Annotated in this window: 17 protein-coding genes; 11 read left to right on the top strand and 6 right to left on the bottom strand. The window is 70.6% G+C overall.

The window, feature by feature from the left end; translation table 11 throughout:
- Window positions 1–14 precede the first annotated feature (14 nt).
- Complete coding sequence (gene rtcA / locus R0232_RS29720) at window positions 15–1,103, top strand: RNA 3'-terminal phosphate cyclase (protein ID WP_431510381.1); 1,089 nt, start codon at window positions 15–17, stop codon at window positions 1,101–1,103.
- A gap of 9 nt (window positions 1,104–1,112) precedes the next feature.
- On the opposite strand, the gene R0232_RS29715 is transcribed toward rtcA, so the two are convergent.
- Window positions 1,113–1,562 carry a MarR family winged helix-turn-helix transcriptional regulator gene (locus R0232_RS29715; RefSeq protein WP_093347531.1) on the bottom strand — a complete coding sequence of 150 codons (450 nt, stop codon included), beginning with the start codon at window positions 1,560–1,562 and terminating at the stop codon, window positions 1,113–1,115.
- A gap of 73 nt (window positions 1,563–1,635) precedes the next feature.
- On the opposite strand from R0232_RS29715, the gene R0232_RS29710 reads away from it, so the two are divergent.
- The 6 genes from R0232_RS29710 to R0232_RS29685 all read left to right on the top strand — a co-directional run bounded on the left by R0232_RS29710 (window position 1,636) and on the right by R0232_RS29685 (window position 7,817).
- Window positions 1,636–2,622, top strand: a complete 987-nt coding sequence (locus R0232_RS29710) for a Bug family tripartite tricarboxylate transporter substrate binding protein (protein WP_431510380.1) — start codon at window positions 1,636–1,638, stop codon at window positions 2,620–2,622.
- Window positions 2,623–2,629: 7 nt separating this feature from the next.
- The gene (locus tag R0232_RS29705) at window positions 2,630–3,601 is read left to right on the top strand and encodes an amidohydrolase family protein (RefSeq protein WP_208508077.1); all 972 of its coding nucleotides are present in this window, start codon (window positions 2,630–2,632) and stop codon (window positions 3,599–3,601) included.
- 1 nt (window position 3,602) lies between these two features.
- Window positions 3,603–4,823 (top strand): 3-hydroxybenzoate 6-monooxygenase, encoded by a 1,221-nt coding sequence (locus R0232_RS29700; RefSeq protein ID WP_431510379.1) that lies wholly within the window; start codon window positions 3,603–3,605, stop codon window positions 4,821–4,823.
- The gene (locus R0232_RS29695; protein ID WP_431510378.1) at window positions 4,820–6,241 is read left to right on the top strand and encodes an MFS transporter; all 1,422 of its coding nucleotides are present in this window, start codon (window positions 4,820–4,822) and stop codon (window positions 6,239–6,241) included. Before R0232_RS29700 ends, R0232_RS29695 begins: the two co-directional genes overlap by 4 nt.
- Window positions 6,238–6,657 (top strand): DoxX family protein, encoded by a 420-nt coding sequence (locus R0232_RS29690; protein ID WP_431510377.1) that lies wholly within the window; start codon window positions 6,238–6,240, stop codon window positions 6,655–6,657. Before R0232_RS29695 ends, R0232_RS29690 begins: the two co-directional genes overlap by 4 nt.
- A gap of 98 nt (window positions 6,658–6,755) precedes the next feature.
- Entirely contained in the window at window positions 6,756–7,817 is a 1,062-nt protein-coding gene (locus R0232_RS29685; protein ID WP_431510376.1) for a maleylacetate reductase, read from the top strand.
- A 104-nt stretch (window positions 7,818–7,921) separates the two neighbouring features.
- Here the strand turns inward: R0232_RS29685 and R0232_RS29680 are convergent, their stop codons facing one another.
- Window positions 7,922–8,380 carry a hypothetical protein gene (locus R0232_RS29680; RefSeq protein ID WP_281077139.1) on the bottom strand — a complete coding sequence of 153 codons (459 nt, stop codon included), beginning with the start codon at window positions 8,378–8,380 and terminating at the stop codon, window positions 7,922–7,924.
- A gap of 167 nt (window positions 8,381–8,547) precedes the next feature.
- Window positions 8,548–10,191, bottom strand: a complete 1,644-nt coding sequence (locus tag R0232_RS29675) for an adenylate/guanylate cyclase domain-containing protein (RefSeq protein WP_431510375.1) — start codon at window positions 10,189–10,191, stop codon at window positions 8,548–8,550.
- A 53-nt stretch (window positions 10,192–10,244) separates the two neighbouring features.
- Between R0232_RS29675 and R0232_RS29670 the strand changes: the two genes are divergently transcribed.
- Window positions 10,245–10,991: a Crp/Fnr family transcriptional regulator gene (locus tag R0232_RS29670; protein ID WP_431510374.1), complete on the top strand. Its 747-nt coding sequence runs from the start codon at window positions 10,245–10,247 to the stop codon at window positions 10,989–10,991.
- A 12-nt stretch (window positions 10,992–11,003) separates the two neighbouring features.
- On the opposite strand, the gene R0232_RS29665 is transcribed toward R0232_RS29670, so the two are convergent.
- The gene (locus R0232_RS29665; RefSeq protein ID WP_431510373.1) at window positions 11,004–11,474 is read right to left on the bottom strand and encodes a DoxX family protein; all 471 of its coding nucleotides are present in this window, start codon (window positions 11,472–11,474) and stop codon (window positions 11,004–11,006) included.
- A gap of 145 nt (window positions 11,475–11,619) precedes the next feature.
- The gene (locus R0232_RS29660) at window positions 11,620–12,552 is read right to left on the bottom strand and encodes a LysR substrate-binding domain-containing protein (RefSeq protein WP_431510372.1); all 933 of its coding nucleotides are present in this window, start codon (window positions 12,550–12,552) and stop codon (window positions 11,620–11,622) included.
- Window positions 12,553–12,718: 166 nt separating this feature from the next.
- Here R0232_RS29660 and R0232_RS29655 point away from each other — a divergent pair, with 166 nt between their 5' ends.
- The 3 genes from R0232_RS29655 (at window position 12,719) to R0232_RS29645 (ending at window position 15,102) form a co-directional block, all read left to right on the top strand.
- Window positions 12,719–13,594, top strand: coding sequence for an intradiol ring-cleavage dioxygenase (locus R0232_RS29655; RefSeq protein WP_431510371.1), 876 nt, complete (start codon window positions 12,719–12,721; stop codon window positions 13,592–13,594).
- 40 nt (window positions 13,595–13,634) lie between these two features.
- Window positions 13,635–14,240, top strand: coding sequence for a nuclear transport factor 2 family protein (locus R0232_RS29650; RefSeq protein WP_208512950.1), 606 nt, complete (start codon window positions 13,635–13,637; stop codon window positions 14,238–14,240).
- 100 nt (window positions 14,241–14,340) lie between these two features.
- The gene (locus R0232_RS29645; protein WP_296799154.1) at window positions 14,341–15,102 is read left to right on the top strand and encodes a sulfite exporter TauE/SafE family protein; all 762 of its coding nucleotides are present in this window, start codon (window positions 14,341–14,343) and stop codon (window positions 15,100–15,102) included.
- Window positions 15,103–15,121: 19 nt separating this feature from the next.
- Here the strand turns inward: R0232_RS29645 and R0232_RS29640 are convergent, their stop codons facing one another.
- Window positions 15,122–15,481, bottom strand: a complete 360-nt coding sequence (locus R0232_RS29640; protein ID WP_093347496.1) for a DUF1428 domain-containing protein — start codon at window positions 15,479–15,481, stop codon at window positions 15,122–15,124.
- Between the last annotated feature and the right edge of the window lie 6 nt (window positions 15,482–15,487).

Below are 15,487 nucleotides of genomic sequence, written 5' to 3'. Positions count from 1 at the left end.
CGAGAAGAACAGCCATGAAAGAAGAAGAAATCCAACGAGAACAGGCGCATGCGGCGCCATTGCAGGCCGTCGTGCTCGACGGCTCCCAAGGCGAGGGCGGCGGCCAGATCCTGCGCACCAGCCTCGCGCTGTCGATGGTGACGGGGCGGCCCATGGCCATCGAGAAGATTCGCGCGGGCCGAGCCAAGCCGGGCCTGATGCGCCAGCACCTCGCGTGCGTGAATGCGGCGGCCGCCATCAGCGGCGCGGCCGTCGAGGGCGCCGAACTCGGTTCGCAGTCGCTGCGCTTCGCGCCGGGCCCAGTGCACGCGGGCGAGTACCGCTTCGCGATCTCGGGCGCGGGCAGCTGCATGCTGGTGCTGCAGACCGTGCTGCCGCCGCTGCTGCTGGCCGGCGCGGCGAGCCGGCTGCACCTGAGCGGCGGCACGCACAACCCGATGGCGCCGCCGTTCCATTTCCTCGAGCGCGCCTTCGCGCCGCTGGTGCGCCGGCTCGGTGCCGACCTGCGACTGCAGCTGCGCCGCCATGGCTTCTATCCGGCCGGCGGTGGCGAGGTCGAGGCCGACATCGTGCCGGCGGCCGGTGCGCTGCAGCCCTTCGACCTGCTCTCGCGCGGCGAGGCGCTGGAGCGCCACGCCGAGTGCCTGGCGCCGGGCATCGCGCGCCATGTGATGACGCGCGAACTCGAGACCCTGGGCGCGGCGATGGGCTGGACCGGCGAGCAGCTGCGCTACGGTGCCACGCGGCAGAACGAGGGCCCGGGCAATGCGCTGATCGCGACGCTGGTGCATGCCGAGGTGACCGAGGTGTTCACGGCCTTCGGCGAGAAGACGCTGAGCGCCGAGCAGGTGGCGCATGCGCTGGTGAAGGAGCTGCGCGGCTTCCTCAAGAGCGAGGCGGCCGTCGGGCCGCACCTGGCCGACCAGCTCGCGCTGCTGCTGGCGCTGGCCACCTGGCAGAGCGGCCGCGGCGCGGCGTTCACCTGCAGCGAGGTGACCGAGCACACGCGCACCAACTGCGCGGTGATCGAGCGCTTCCTGCCGGTGCGCTTCGCGATCGCGCAGGCGCGCGCGGCCTCGACGGTGCGCGTCGAACCGGCCTGAGCCAACCCCTCAGGCCAGCGGCGTCGCGTTCGCGTACAGCCGCAGCAGCATCGCGCGCAGGGTCTTGACCTCGGCCGGGCTGAAGTCGGAGATCGCGACCGCCTCGTAGTGCTGCGCGAGCGGAATCAGCTCGAGCGTGAGCGCGAGCCCGCGCTCGGTCAGCGCGATGCGCACCGCGCGCTTGTCGGTGTCGCACTTCTCCCGCATCACCAGCTCGTTGGCCGCCAGCCGGTCGACGATGCGCGACAGCGCCGACAGGTCGGTCGAGGCGTGCGTCGCGAGCTCCGAGAGCGTCTGGCGCGGCGTGTGCTGCAGCGAGGCGCACACGCGCCACTCGCTGAGGCTCAGCCCATAGGGCTTGAGGGCCTTGGCGAAGGCATTGCCCATGCGCGCGCCGGCGCGTGCCAGCAGGAAGGGAATGGCCTTTTCGAGGTCGTGTTCTGAAGTTGGGGTTTTCATCTAGACATGCTTGATTGTTCAAGTATATAGTCCGCCCACTTATTTGAATAATCAAGTAAATGGAGACAAGAAGATGAGCCTCGGACACTCTCGCAGGCACGCCGTCGCGGCCCTGCTGGCCCTTGCCTCGGCGCTGCCGGCGGCGCAGGCGCAGACGGCCACGAAATGGCCGGCCCAGGCCGTGCGCTTCATCGTGCCGTTCCCGGCCGGCTCGGCGCCCGACGTGCTGATCCGCCTCGTGGGCGCGAAGCTCGGCGAGAAGTGGGGGCAGGGCGTGATCGTCGACAACAAGCCCGGCGGCAGCGGCGTGATTGGCATGAACGGCATCCTCGCCGCGCCCGCCGACGGCTACAGCTTCGGCTTCGTGCAGGGCTCGGCGATCTCGGTGGCGCCGAGCACGATCAAGGGCGTGAGCTACGACTTCAACCGCGACTTCGTGCCGGTCACGCTCGCGGCGGTCGCGCCCTTCATGCTCGCGGTGCCCGGCAACTCGCCGCACAAGACGCTGGCCGACTTCATCGCGGCCGCGCGCGCCAGGCCGCAGGGCGTCGAGGTGGCCGACAACGGCCGCGGCACGGCGCCGCACCTGGCCTCGGCGCTGCTCGGGCTGCAGTCGGGCGCGCAGTTCCTCGAGGTGCACTACCCGGGCGGCGCGCAGGCGATGCAGGCCACGCTCGGCGGCCAGACCCAGATGATGGTCGAGACCTACAACGTGGTCGCGGGCAACGTGCAGGGTGGCCGCATGCGCATCCTGGCCAGCATGGGCGACCGCGTGGAGCCCGGCCTCGAGGCCTTCCCGCTCGCGAGCAAGACCGTGCCCGGCGCGGTGGCGCACGGCTGGTTCGCGGTGATCGCGAAGAAGGGCGTCGACGCGCAGGTGCTCGCGAAGCTCAACAAGGACATGAACGAGGCGCTGCTGCTGCCCGAGGTGGTCGCCAAGTCGCGCGAGCTCGGCACCTATCCGCGCCCCGGTACGCCCGAACAACTGGCGCGCTACATCGCCGAGGACCGCAAGACCTGGCAGGACGTGCTCGACAAGCTGAACATCAAACCGGAGTGAACACCCCATGAAAGACAAGATTGCGCTCGAAGAGCATTTCGCGATCGACCTGACGATCGCCGACTCGCAGGTCTACGCACGGCCTGAGGTGTGGCAGACGCTGAAGGGCAACCTGCTCGACTTCGAGCAGCAGCGCCTCGAGCAGATGGACCAGTGGGGCACGGCCTTCTCGATCCTCTCGCTGAACTCGCCCGCGGTGCAGGGCATTCCCGACGCGAAGCGCGCGGTGGAGGTCGCGAAGCGCGCCAACGACGTGCTGGCCGAGCAGGTGCGCCGCCATCCCGCGCGCTTCGGCGGCTTCGCGGCGTTGCCGCTGCAGGACCCCGAGGCCGCGGCGCGCGAACTCGAGCGCTGCGTGAAGGAACTGGGCTTCCACGGCTTCCTGGTCAACGGCTTCTCGCAGGTGGGCGACGAGCAGACGGTCGTCTACTACGACGATCCGCGCTTCGCCGATTTCTGGCGTGCCGCCGCGGCGCTCGGCAAGCCCTTCTACATGCATCCGCGCGACCCGCTGCTGCCGCGCGAGCCGATCTACGAAGGCGCGCACTGGCTCACCGGCCCGACCTGGGCCTTCGCGGTGGAGACCGGCATCCATGCGCTGCGCCTGCTGTCGAGCGGCCTGTTCGACCGCCATCCCGAACTGCAGATGATCCTTGGCCACTTCGGCGAGGGCATTCCGTTCAACATCTGGCGCGTCGACCACATCCTGCGCAAGGGCCGCCGCGGCATGCCCTGTGACAGGGAGATCGGCGACTACCTGCGCAGCAACGTGCACATCACGACCAGCGGCAACTTCCGTACGCCGACGCTGCTGTCGACCCTGCTCGAGGTGGGATCGGACCGCATCATGTATTCGGTCGACTATCCGTTCGAGAAGCACGAGGACGCGGCGCGCTGGTTCGACCGCTGCGAGATCAGCGAGAACGACCGGCGCAAGATCGGCCGCGACAACGCGCGCCGGCTGTTCGGGCTGAACTGAGATGGGCGCTGCGAAAGACACGCGGCCGGTGCTGGTGGCCGGCGGCGGCATCGGCGGGCTGGCAGCGGCGCTCGCGCTGGTGCGCGAGGGTTTCCGCGTCAAGGTGATCGAGCAGGCCGGACAGATCGGCGAGATCGGTGCCGGCATCCAGCTGAGCCCGAACGCCTTCGCGGCCTGCGATGCGCTCGGCGTGGGCGCGCAGCTGCGCGCCAAGGCGGTCTACACCGACGAGATGGTGATGTTCGACGCGCTCGATGCGCGGCGCGTGGCGGGCATCTCGCTGGCCGACGCTTTCCGCGAGCGCTTCGGCAATCCCTATGCGGTGATCCATCGCGCCGACATCCATGGCGCGCTGCTCGACGGCGTTCAATCGGCGCGCGACGGCCAGATCGAGTTCCTGACCTCGACCAAAGGCGTGAAGATCGAACAGGACGCGGAGGGCGTGACCTTGATCGACGCGCAGGGCGGGCGCCACGAGGGCCAGGCGCTGATCGGCTGCGACGGCGTGCGCTCGGTGGTGCGCCAGCAGTACGTGGGCGACGGCATCCGGGTGTCGGGCCATGTGGTGTTCCGCGCGGTGGTCGACACGGCCGAGTTCCCCGAGGCGCTGCGCTTCACCGCGCCGTGCATCTGGGTCGGCCCCAACTGCCACCTGGTGCACTACCCGCTCAAGGGCGGCGACAAGTTCAACCTGGCCGCCACCTTCCACAGCGACCGGCCCGAGGAATGGGGCTCGATGGATGGCGACCCGGCCGAGCTGCTGCGCTTCTTCGCCGGCACCTGCGAGCGGGTGCAGCAGATCCTGCGCGTGCCCCAGGCCTGGAAGCGCTACTCGACCGCCGACCGCAACCCGATCGAGCAATGGACCTTCGGCCGCGCCACCCTGCTGGGCGACGCCGCGCATCCGATGGTGCAGTACCTCGCGCAGGGCGCCTGCATGGCCTGCGAGGACGCGGTCACGCTCGGCCTCGCGCTGCGCCACACGCAGGGCGACTGGCCGCGCGCGCTCGCGCTGTACGAGCGTTCGCGCGTGGCGCGCACCGCGCGCGTGGTGCTGTCGGCGCGCGAGATGGGGCGCATCTATCACGCCAGGGGCGTGGAGCGGCAGGTGCGCAACAGCATGTGGAAAGGCCGGCCGCAGGCGCGCTTCTACGATGCGCTCGAATGGCTCTACGGCTGGAGCGCCGAGCACTGCCTGGATCTCGACGAGGCGCTCTCGTGAGAGCCATCGCCGAATCCGCGGGCACGGGCGGTGCCGCCGAAGTGCGCGCGCCGATCGACATCCCCGCGCTGATCGACAGCCATCCGGTCAGCAGCTTCCAACGCTGGATCCTGGTGCTGGTGGGCTGCGCGGTGGTGATGGACGGCTTCGACGTGCAGGCGATGGGCTTCGTGGCGCCCGCGATCGTGCACGAATGGGGCATCGAGAAGGCCGCGCTGGGCCCGGTGTTCGGCGCCGGCCTGCTGGGCATGCTGGTCGGCTCGCTGGTGCTGAGCATCTGCGCCGACTGCTTCGGCCGCCGGCCGGTGCTGATCGCGGCCACGGTGTTCTTCGCGCTGTGCATGCTCGCCACCACCGGGGTCCACACGTTGGGCCAGCTGCTCGCGATGCGCTTCGTCACCGGCATCGGGCTGGGCGGCATCATGGCCAACGCCAGCGCGCTGGCCAGCGAGTACAGCCCGCACCGGCGGCGCGTGACGCTGATGATGTGGGTCTCGTGCGGCTTCACCGGCGGCGCGGTGCTAGGCGGCGCAATCAGCGCGCTGCTGCTGCCGCTGGGCGGCTGGCGCGCGGTGTTCGTGTTCGGCGGCGTGGTGCCGCTGGTGATCGCGGCGCTGATGCTGCGCTACATGCCCGAGTCGATGCAGTTCCTGGTGCTGCGCGGGCGCCGGCTCGACCGGGTGCAGCAATGGCTGCGCCACATCGCGCCCGGCGTGCCGGTGGATGCCGCCAGCCGCTACGTGGTGCACGAGGCGAAGCAGGACGGCGCGCCCGTGGCCGAACTGTTCCGCGGCGGCCGCGCGCGCGCCACGCTGCTGCTGTGGGGCATCAACTTCCTCAACCTGCTGAACCTGTTCTTCCTCGCCAACTGGCTGCCCACGCTGGCGGTCGACGCGGGCTACAGCGCGAACGTGGCGGTGGCCGCCGGAACGCTGCTGCAGGTGGGCGGCGTGGTGGGCACGGTGGCGATGGGGCCGCTGATCGACCGCGTGGGCTTCTACCGCGTGCTGGTGCCGGTGTTCGCGCTCGCGGTGCTGACCATCGCGCTGATCGGCCAGCCCGCGCTGCCGCTCGCGGCCATGCTGGCGGCGGTGGTGGTCAGCGGCTTCTGCATCGTCGGCGCGCAGCCGGCGCTGATCGCGCTGGCCTCGAGCGTCTACCCGACCACGGTGCGCGCCACCGGCATGGGCTGGAGCCTCGGCATCGGCCGCGCGGGCTCGATCGCGGGGCCGCTGGTGGCGGGCTGGCTGATCGGGCTGCACTGGTCGAACGGCGCGCTGTTCGTGGCGGCGGCGTTGCCCGCGCTGCTGTCGTGCGCGATGGTGTTCTGCATGGGGCGCACGGGATTCGGCAAAGGCCACAACGGTGGCAACAACGGCAACAACGGCGCGGCGACGCGCGAAGGAGAGAAGACATGACGACGGCAACGGTGGGCGCGCGCGAGGGCGGTGCGGCGGTGGTGGCGGCACGCGTGCTGATGGCCGCGATCTTCCTGATCGCGGGCACGCGCAAGCTCATGACCTATGGCGCCACGCTCGGCTATTTCGCCAAGCTCGGCATCCCGCTGCCCGACGTGGTGCTGCCGCTGACCATCGCGCTCGAGATCGGCGGCGGCCTGCTGCTGGTCGCGGGCTGGCGCGTGAAGTGGGTGGCGGGTGCGCTCGCGCTCTTCACCCTCGCCACCGCCTTCGCGGCCCATGCCTTCTGGGCGGCCGACGCGGCGCAGTTCAATGCGCAGCTCAACAACTTCCTCAAGAACGTGGCGATGGTGGGCGGCTTCCTGGTGCTGATCGTGCAGGCCCGCACCAGGGAGACTGGGGAGACTGTGCGCTGAGCGGAAAACTGCTTTCCGTTCGCGGCATGGAAACACGCGCGGGCGCGCGGGAGACTCGCGGCGGGCGCCTCGCGCCCTGAAAAAAGAAAGCCCGACGCATGACCATTTCTTCCTTCGTCTACAACAGCGCGCCCCAGCGCGTGGTCTTCGGTGCCGGCGCGCTACGGCACCTGGCGCGCGAGATCGAGGCGCTCGGCGCGCGCCGCGCGCTGGTGCTGTCCACGCCCGAGCAGCGGCCGCAGGCCGAGCGCATCGCCGCCCTGCTCGGCGACCATGCGGCCGGCGTGTTCGACCGCGCCGTGATGCACGTGCCGATCGAGACCGCGCGCGAGGCGCGCGAGGTGGCGCGGCGGCTCGATGCCGACTGCGCCGTGGCCATCGGCGGCGGCTCGACCACCGGCCTGGGCAAGGCGATCGCGCTCGATTCGGGGCTGCCGATCCTCGCCATTCCCACCACCTACGCGGGCTCCGAGATGACGCCGATCTACGGCATCACCGAGGCCGGCCTCAAGAAAACCGGCAAGGACGCGCGCGTGCTGCCGCGCACCGTGATCTACGACCCCGAGCTCACGCTGAGCCTGCCGGTGGCGATGAGCGTGACCAGCGGCATCAACGCGATCGCGCATGCGGCCGAGGGCCTCTATGCGGTCGATGCCAATCCGATCATGGACCTGATGGCGGTGGAGGGCATCGCCGCGCTGGGCCGAGCGTTACCCGTGCTGCGTGCCTCGGCCCAGGACGTGGCGGCGCGCGGCGATGCGCTGTACGGCGCATGGCTGTGCGGCACCGTGCTCGGCAACGTCGGCATGGCGCTGCACCACAAGCTCTGCCACACGCTCGGCGGCAGCTTCAACCTGCCGCATGCCGAGACCCACACCATCGTGCTACCGCATGCGCTGGCCTACAACGCCGCGGCCGCGCCGCGCGCCATGGAACGCATCGCCGGCGCGCTCGGCGGCCGCAGCGCGGCGCAGGCCGTGTACGAGCTCGCGCGCGACAACGGCGCGCCGGTGGCACTGCGCGACATCGGCATGAAGGAAGCCGACCTCGACGTGGCCTGCGCGCAGGCGCTGCAGAACCAGTATCCGAATCCGCGCCCGCTGGAGCGCGACGCGATCCGCGCGCTGCTGCAGAACGCCTGGGAAGGCGCGCGGCCCTGAGCGGCTGCGTTCTTTCTTCGTCGAGCTCAAAAGAAGAAGGGCGCGAAGGGCCCGCCGTGCTGGCGGGACCTTCGCGCCCTTCACGCGAGGTCCGGGTGCTGCTATCAGTTGGCCGCTTCGCCGCCCGCGGGCTGCGTGCTGGCCACCGAGGGCACGCCCTGCAGCTGCTTCACTTCGGCCAGGTAGGCCGGGCTGTTGCGCAGGCGCTCGTAGGCGGCCGTGCGTTGGCGGAAGTCGGGGTTGGTGCTGTCGATGCCGTCGATGCGCGCGTACTGATTGAGGCCGGCGCGGGTCCACAGTGCGAGGTCGGCCTTGACTTCGGCGCGGCTCAGCGCGCCCGCGGCCACGTTCTCGCCGGCGGTGCTGCCGACCCATGCTTCCTGCGGTGCCTGGGCCACGGTCTTCGAACGGTCCAGGTCGGCGCGCACGTCGGTGCGGCTCAGCGCGCTGCCGGTGGTGGCGATCGGCGCGCCCACCCAGGCTTCGGCCGGCACGGTCTGGGCCGAGGCGGCGCCGGCTGCGAGTGCGAAAGCGGAGAGGGCGATGAGTTGCTTGGTGTTCATGATGGGAGTCCCTTCGGATGTCTGTGTGGGCGGCGGACATTCGTCGTTGCCACGGGATGCAGTGTGAAACCGCATCGTGGTTCGCGCTGTGCGTTTGCGCACCGCTTTCGATCGATCGCGCGGGGCCGTGAACCCCACTGGCAGTGGGGAGAAACGGGGACGAAGGCTCAGGCCGTTCGCACCGCGTACAGCACCGCCAGCGGCTCGGTGCGCCCGCGCACAACGAGCATCTCGGGCTCGCCGAGCGTCTCGGCCGCGCCGGCCTGTTGCGCCGCGAACAGCGAGAGCACCAGCCGCGCAGAAGCCTTCTTCGAATGGTCCTGTAGCCGGCTCGCGGTGTTGACCACCTCGCCGATCGCGGTGAAGGTGGTGGTCTCGAGGTAGCCGACCTCGCCGACCGCGGCGCGGCCCGCGTGCAGGCCCATGCCGAAGTCCAGCCGCTGGCCGAACTGGGCCTCGAAGCCCTCGCTCCAGGCGTCCATGCGCTCGCCGATCAGCGCGGTGGCGCGCAGCGCCTGGCGGCAGGCGGTGGCGAGGTCGGTCTCGAGGCCGAAGATCGCCATCACGCTGTCGCCGATGAACTGGTTGGGCACGCCGCCGGCCTCGCGCACCGCGGCGCCGACGGTGGCGAAGTAGCGGTCGAGCACGTAGGCGAGATCGAAGGGCCACTGCCGCTCCGACAGCCCCGACCAGCGCCGCAGGTCGACGAACAGGATCGCCACGTCGCGCTCGTGGCCGAAGCTGCCCACGGGCGCGGGCCGGCCCTCGTTGGGGCGCGGCGCGAACAGCGGCGTGACCTCGATGTCGCCGCGCGGGCGCAGCTGGCAGGCCAGGCGCACGTCGGCCGGCGCGCGCACGCGTTCGAGCGTGCGCTGCTCGTCGCGGCCCGGCGGGTCGACGTGGCCGGCCGGCCCGTTCACGCGCACGCGGCAGGTCGAGCAGCGCGCGCGGCCGCCACAGGCCGACAGGTGGGCGATGCCGTGCGAGCGGCTGGCCTCGAGCACGCTCCAGCCGCGCGGCACGTGCACCGTGCGCTCGGGGTAGCGCAGCGCGATCGAGGGCCGGCCCGACCAGCGGTAGAAGGCCGTGCGGCCCCAGCGCGCGAGCAGCAGCGCGGCCAGCGCCAGCGCATAGAAGAGCTTGATGTTGCGCTCGATCGCGCCGAGCGCGCGTGACTGCTCGGCCGTGGGCATGGCCGTCGGCGGCACGCCGGTCCACTGGAACTCGCGCCCCATCGAGACGAAGCCCACGGCGGCCATCAGCGGCAGCACGACGGCGATGGCCAGCAGCAGGTGCGAGAAGCGGCGGTACCAGGGCTGCACGCGCAGCGCGAAGTGCAGGCCCAGGCAGCCATGCGCCCAGGCCGCGAGCATCAGCGCGAACTGCGCGCTCGCGCCCGGCAGGTCCCACAGGCCCCAGACCACGCGCGCGTACGAGCCCTCGATGCCGTAGACGGTGTAGGCGCCGCGCATCGCCGTCAGGTGGGTGGCCAGCAGCAGCGGCAACGAGAAGCCCAGCAGCACGCGCAGGCCCTCGAGCGGCGGCATGCGCAGCGTGCGCCGTTCCCACAGCGCGACCACGGCCAGCGCCAGGTGCGCCAGCGCGGCGCCATACAGCAGCAGGGTGCCGGGCAGGCTGTGCCAGAAGGCGCGCAACTGGTCGAGCACCGCCTCGGCCTGGGCGAAGGAGGCGATGCCCAGCGCATGGTTGAGCAGGTGCAGCGTGACGTAGGCCATCAGCACGATCCCGCTGGCCCAGCGCAGGTTGCGCCGCGTGGGCGTTCTCAGGGCGGATGGGGAACGTCTGTGCATGCGGCGGGTCGGAAGGGCACCCGAGCATAATGCGCGGCGCCCACCGACCCGGCATGGCCTCCACCACACCTTCCTCGCCTTCCTCCCCGGCTTCGGCCGTCCCGCGCTCCAGCCTCGCGCTGCGCCAGATCGCGCTGCTCGCGGGGCTGTCCGACCAGCGGCTGGACCAGCTCGCGCAGCAGTGCCTGTGGCACAGCGTGGCCGCGGGCAAGCCGCTGCTGCTGCGCGCCGAGCAGCAGGGCGAGGTGTTCCTGCTGGTCTCGGGCCGCGTGCGCGTGACCACCTATTCGGCCAATGGCCGCCAGGTGACCTTCCGCGATTCCGAGGCCGGCGAGCATTTCGGCGACATCGCCGCCATCGACGGCGGGCCGCGTTCGGCCGACGTGGTCACGCTCGAGCCCTGCGTGGTCGCCAGCCTCGACCGCACCGCCTTCCTGGCCCTGCTGCGCGAGGAGCCGCTGGTGGCCGAGCGCGTGATGCAGCGGCTGGCCGCGCTGGTGCGTCAGCTCAGCGAACGCGTGATCGACCTCAGCACCCTGGGCGTGCAGAACCGGCTGCATGCCGAGCTGCTGCGGCTGGCACGCGGCGCCGGCTTCGACGGCAACCAGGCGCGGCTCGAACCCGCGCCGCGCCATGCGGCCCTGGCCAGCCAGATCAGCACCAACCGCGAGCAGGTCACGCGCGAGCTCAATGCGCTGGTGCGCAGCGGCGTGCTGCGCAAGGACGGCCGCGCGCTGGTGCTGGAAGACGCCGGCCGATTGGAGCGGATGGTGGCCCAGGTGCGCGGCGACGCGTCCTGAACCACCGCGCGCTCAGTTCCAGCGGCCGCTCGTGCCGCCCACGCTGAAGCGGCCCGCGCCCAGCAGCACCACGGCGAGCGCGCCGAACAGGTACAGGCCCTGCAGTTCGAGCGCCCAGCCGCCCTGCTTGGTCAGCGCGAAGAGGTCGCCCATGTGCACCAGGCCGAAGGCGAACAGCATGTTGACCACGATCACCGCGGCCGCGGCGCGGGTCCAGAAGCCGGCGATCAGCAGCAGCGGCGCGACGATCTCGCCGACGTAGACCAGGTAGGCCAGGCCACCGGGCAGGCCGGCCTTGGCCAGCATGCCGCCGATGAAGCCGACGCCGGCCGAGAGCTTGAAGATGCCGTGCAGCAGCACGAGCACGCCGATGGCGACGCGCAGCAGCAGCTTGCCGGCGTCGTCGTTGGCAAGGGCGGGGGCGGCGAACGACGAAGCGATCGGCGCACGCGGGGTGGCGGCGGTGGCGGCCTGGGTGTTCATGGCGGTTCCTCGAGCGGTCAGGATGGAAAAAGACAGTGCCCGCCCGCAGGATGCGGGCAGGTCCGTTTCCAGTGTGCGCAGGAGGCGGCGGGCCGGTCGGTGCGTTTACGCACCTTTTTTCGAGAAAGCGGCTCGGGCGAGCGGATCAGCGGCCCAGGAAATGCCCGGTCCACTTGCGCTCGTAGTCCATCTTGTGGAAGTGCGCGGCCATGAAGTCGATGAAGCTGCGCACCTTGGCCGACAGGTGCTTGCGGCTCGGGTAGGCCAGGTTGATGCGCAGGTGCGGCAGGTCCCAGTCGTCGAGCGTGGGCACCAGCCGGCCGGCCACGATGTCGTCGTAGACGATGTAGGTGGGCTGCACCAGGATCCCCATGCCGTCGAGCGCCGCGGCGCGCAGCACCTGGCCGTCGTTCGACTCGAGCAGCCCCTGCACGGCCACCGTGCGGACTTCGCCGTCGCGGCCGGTGAAGCGCAGCTCGTTCGGGTTGTTGGCGTAGGTGTAGATCAGCAGCTTGTGCTGCTGCAGTTCTTCGAGCGTCTTCGGGAAGCCGTGCTGCGCGAAGTAGCGCGGCGAGGCCGCGAGAATGCGCCGCGTCTCGCCGAGGCGGCGGATCGTCACGTTGGAATCGGGCTCGTACTCGCGCGTGCGGATCGCCACGTCGATGTTGTTGTCGATCAGGTCGAAGTAGCGGTTGGCGGCTTCTACGTGCACCTTCACCCCGGGGTAGCGCTGGGTGTATTCGCGCAGCAGCGGCGCGATGTGGTGGATCGAGAACGACAGCGAGGCCGTGATGCGCAGCGTGCCCGTGGGCTGCAACGCGGTGGCGTTGACGGCCGTCTCGGCATCGTCGAGGTCCGACAGGATGGTGCGCGCGCGGCCGCAGAACTCGCGGCCGGTGTCGGTCAGGTAGAGCCGGCGCGTGTTGCGCTCGACCAGCCGGGCGCCCAGCCGCGCCTCGAGCGCGCTCAGGTGGCGGCTCGCGGCCGCGTTCGACAGCCCCAGCGCCTCGGCGGCGCGGCTCAGGCTGCCGGCGTCGGCAATCTGCACGAGCAGGGCGATTTCGGTCCAGCGGTCCATGGGGCGTGTCTCCGGCGAGCGTCTTTTTCGGGCTGGGGGATTTTGTCCCAGGGGGTGGGTCGACCGTTCCGCTGGGCGGAAAAATCATTTGCGCCGAGGTGCTTTGCGCCCACCGGTCCGACGCCTAGAGTCGGGCGAACCCCTCGAACGAATGGAGACAGCCGCCATGCGCAATCTCAACCAGGACAACATCACCCAGGCCGTGCTCGCGCGCTTCGCCGACACCCCGAACCCGCGGCTGCACGAGATCGTGACCAGCCTGGTGCAGCACCTGCACGCCTTCGCGCGCGAGGTGAAGCTGACTGAAGCGGAGTGGAAGCAGGGCGTCGACTACCTGACGGCCACGGGCCAGATGTGCGACGACACGCGCCAGGAATTCATCCTGCTGTCGGACGTGCTGGGGCTGTCGATGCTCACGATCGCGATGAACAACGACAAGCCCGCGGGCTGTACCGAGGCGACGGTGTTCGGCCCCTTCTACGTCGAGGGCGCGCCCGAGTATGCGCATGGCGACGACGTGGCCAACGGCGCGGCCGGCGAGCCCTGCGACGTCAGCGTGACGGTGCGCGGCCTCGACGGCGAGCCGGTGGCCGGCGCCGTGGTCGACGTGTGGCAGGCCGACGCGGGCGGGCACTACGACGTGCAGCATCCCGAGCTCGGCCATGCCGAGAACCGCGGCCGCCTGCACACCGGGCCCGACGGCGCGCTGCATTTCCGCAGCGTGCTGGCCGAGGCCTACCCGATCCCGACCGACGGCCCGGTGGGCCAACTGCTCGACGCCACGAAGCGCCATCCGTGGCGGCCCGCGCACCTGCACTTCATGATCCAGGCGCCGGGCTACGAGCGGCTCATCACCCACGTGTTCCGCGAGGGCGACCAGTGGCTCGATTCCGATGCGGTGTTCGCGGTGCGCGAATCGCTGGTGGCGCCCTGGACGCGGCAGGCCGACGGCCGCTGGCGGCTCGATTTCGACTTCGTGCTGAACCCGCTCGCGGCGGCGCCGGCGCGATCCGCACCGCAGGCCGCGGCACAGCCGGCCTGAACACCGACGACGACACACACCGGAACCAGGAGACAGAGGAATGAACGACACGCTGCAGCAGGAGCTGCTGATCCGCCGCATGATCGAACGCTGGGCCGTCTGGCGCGATGCCGGCGACTGGGAGCGCTTCGCCACCGTGTGGCATCCCGAGGGCGTGATGATGGCGACCTGGTTCCAGGGGCCGTTCGCCGAGTTCATCCGCGTCACGCAGGAAGGCTGGGCCAAGGGCGTGAGCATCCTGCACTTCCTCGGCGGCTCGGCGATCGAGCTGGCGGGCGAGCGCGCCATCGTGCAGACCAAGATGACGATCTCGCAGCGCGGCCTGGTCGAGGGCGTGCCCTGCGACGTGGTGTGCACCGGCCGCTTCTACGACTTCGTGGTGCTGCACGAGGGGCAGTGGAAGCTGCTGCACCGCCAGCCGATCTACGAGAAGGACCGCATCGACCCGATCGATCCGGCCGCCACCGTGACCCTCGATGCCGCGAAGCTGGCCGAGCTGCCCGAGGGTTATCGGCACCTGGCCTACATCCAGCAGCGCATCGGCTACACGGTGAAGCTCGACATGCCGATGCTCAAGGGGCCGGCGGTCGAGGCGCTCTACCAGCGCGGCGCGCGCTGGCTCGCGGGCGGCGCGCTCGAGCGCTGAGCCGGATCGGATCGGGGCTGCAGCGGCCCGCGCGCCTTCCTGCTACGCTCGCCGGGGCCCGCCGCGACGACGGGCTTTTTTTCGCGCGCCGTCCCTGCCCATGGTCTTCCCCCTCATCACCGACCCGCACTTCTACGCGGTCGCCATTCCCGCCGTGCTGCTGCTCGGCATCAGCAAGAGCGGCTTCGGCGCGGGCTTCGGCTCGCTCGCGGTGCCGCTGATGGCGCTGGCGGTCACGGTGCCGCAGGCCGCGGCGATCCTGATGCCGCTGCTGCTGTTGATGGACCTGCTGGGGCTCGCGGCCTTCCGGCGCGACTTCGACCGCTCGCTGCTGAAGTTCCTGATCCCCTTCGGCCTGCTGGGCACGGTGATCGGCACGCTGCTGTTCCGCGCGCTGTCGGCGCACACGGTGGCGGGCATCGTGGGCGTGTTCACGCTGCTCTTCCTGGCGCAGCGCCTGCTGTTCCCGCCCAAGCCCGACGATCCGCTGCCCTCGCGCGGCATCGGTGCCGCGCTGACCACGGTGTCGGGCTTCACGAGCTTCATCGCGCATGCGGGCGGGCCGCCGATCAATGCCTACGTGATCCCGCTGCGGCTGTCGCCGGTGGTGTTCACGGCCACCATGGCCTACTTCTTCTTCGTGGTGAACCTCAGCAAGTGGATCCCCTACGCATGGCTGGGCCTGATCGACCTGCGCACGCTGGCCACCTCGCTGGCGCTGATGCCCTTCGCGCCGCTGGGCGTGTGGGTCGGCATCCGCATCGCGCGGCGCATCGACGCCACCTGGTTCTACCGCTTCGTCTACCTGGGCATGCTGCTGACGGGGCTCAAGCTCGTCTACGACGGCTTCGTGGCGGCCTGAGTCCCCGCCGCCGCGGCGCTCAGAATTCGACGATCGACTTGAAGCCGCCGAAGATCATGCGCTTGGCGTCGAAGGGCATGGTCTTCGGGTCCATCGCCGCGATGCGCGGGTCGGCCATCACCTTGGCGTTGACCGTGTCGCGGTGCTTGCGCGACTTGTAGACGATCCACGAGAACGCGACCACCTCGTCGGCCTTGAGCTTCACGCTCTGCGGGAACGAGGTCAGCTTGCCGGGCTTGACGTCGTCCGCGACGCACTCCACGTATTCGAGCGCGCCGTACTCCATCCAGACCTTGCCGGCCTTGCGCGCCACCTTGCGGTAGGCCTCCACGTTCTTGGCGGGAATCGGCACGATGAAACCGTCGACATAGCGAGCCATGGGAAC

Source organism: Variovorax sp. DAIF25, assembly GCF_050711835.1.
In the GTDB taxonomy this organism is placed as follows: domain Bacteria; phylum Pseudomonadota; class Gammaproteobacteria; order Burkholderiales; family Burkholderiaceae_C; genus Variovorax.
This window is presented reverse-complemented; position numbering and strand designations above follow the sequence as displayed.

Bases quoted from the DNA above. Each gene is read 5' to 3' on its own strand.
- rtcA (WP_431510381.1), top strand. From the start codon at position 15: ATGAAAGAAGAAGAAATCCAACGAGAACAGGCGCATGCGGCGCCATTG.
- R0232_RS29715 (WP_093347531.1), bottom strand. From the start codon at position 1,562: ATGAAAACCCCAACTTCAGAACACGACCTCGAAAAGGCCATTCCCTTC.
- R0232_RS29710 (WP_431510380.1), top strand. From the start codon at position 1,636: ATGAGCCTCGGACACTCTCGCAGGCACGCCGTCGCGGCCCTGCTGGCC.
- R0232_RS29705 (WP_208508077.1), top strand. From the start codon at position 2,630: ATGAAAGACAAGATTGCGCTCGAAGAGCATTTCGCGATCGACCTGACG.
- R0232_RS29700 (WP_431510379.1), top strand. From the start codon at position 3,603: ATGGGCGCTGCGAAAGACACGCGGCCGGTGCTGGTGGCCGGCGGCGGC.
- R0232_RS29690 (WP_431510377.1), top strand. From the start codon at position 6,238: ATGACGACGGCAACGGTGGGCGCGCGCGAGGGCGGTGCGGCGGTGGTG.
- R0232_RS29685 (WP_431510376.1), top strand. From the start codon at position 6,756: ATGACCATTTCTTCCTTCGTCTACAACAGCGCGCCCCAGCGCGTGGTC.
- R0232_RS29680 (WP_281077139.1), bottom strand. From the start codon at position 8,380: ATGAACACCAAGCAACTCATCGCCCTCTCCGCTTTCGCACTCGCAGCC.
- R0232_RS29675 (WP_431510375.1), bottom strand. From the start codon at position 10,191: ATGCACAGACGTTCCCCATCCGCCCTGAGAACGCCCACGCGGCGCAAC.
- R0232_RS29670 (WP_431510374.1), top strand. From the start codon at position 10,245: ATGGCCTCCACCACACCTTCCTCGCCTTCCTCCCCGGCTTCGGCCGTC.
- R0232_RS29665 (WP_431510373.1), bottom strand. From the start codon at position 11,474: ATGAACACCCAGGCCGCCACCGCCGCCACCCCGCGTGCGCCGATCGCT.
- R0232_RS29660 (WP_431510372.1), bottom strand. From the start codon at position 12,552: ATGGACCGCTGGACCGAAATCGCCCTGCTCGTGCAGATTGCCGACGCC.
- R0232_RS29655 (WP_431510371.1), top strand. From the start codon at position 12,719: ATGCGCAATCTCAACCAGGACAACATCACCCAGGCCGTGCTCGCGCGC.
- R0232_RS29650 (WP_208512950.1), top strand. From the start codon at position 13,635: ATGAACGACACGCTGCAGCAGGAGCTGCTGATCCGCCGCATGATCGAA.
- R0232_RS29645 (WP_296799154.1), top strand. From the start codon at position 14,341: ATGGTCTTCCCCCTCATCACCGACCCGCACTTCTACGCGGTCGCCATT.
- R0232_RS29640 (WP_093347496.1), bottom strand. From the start codon at position 15,481: ATGGCTCGCTATGTCGACGGTTTCATCGTGCCGATTCCCGCCAAGAAC.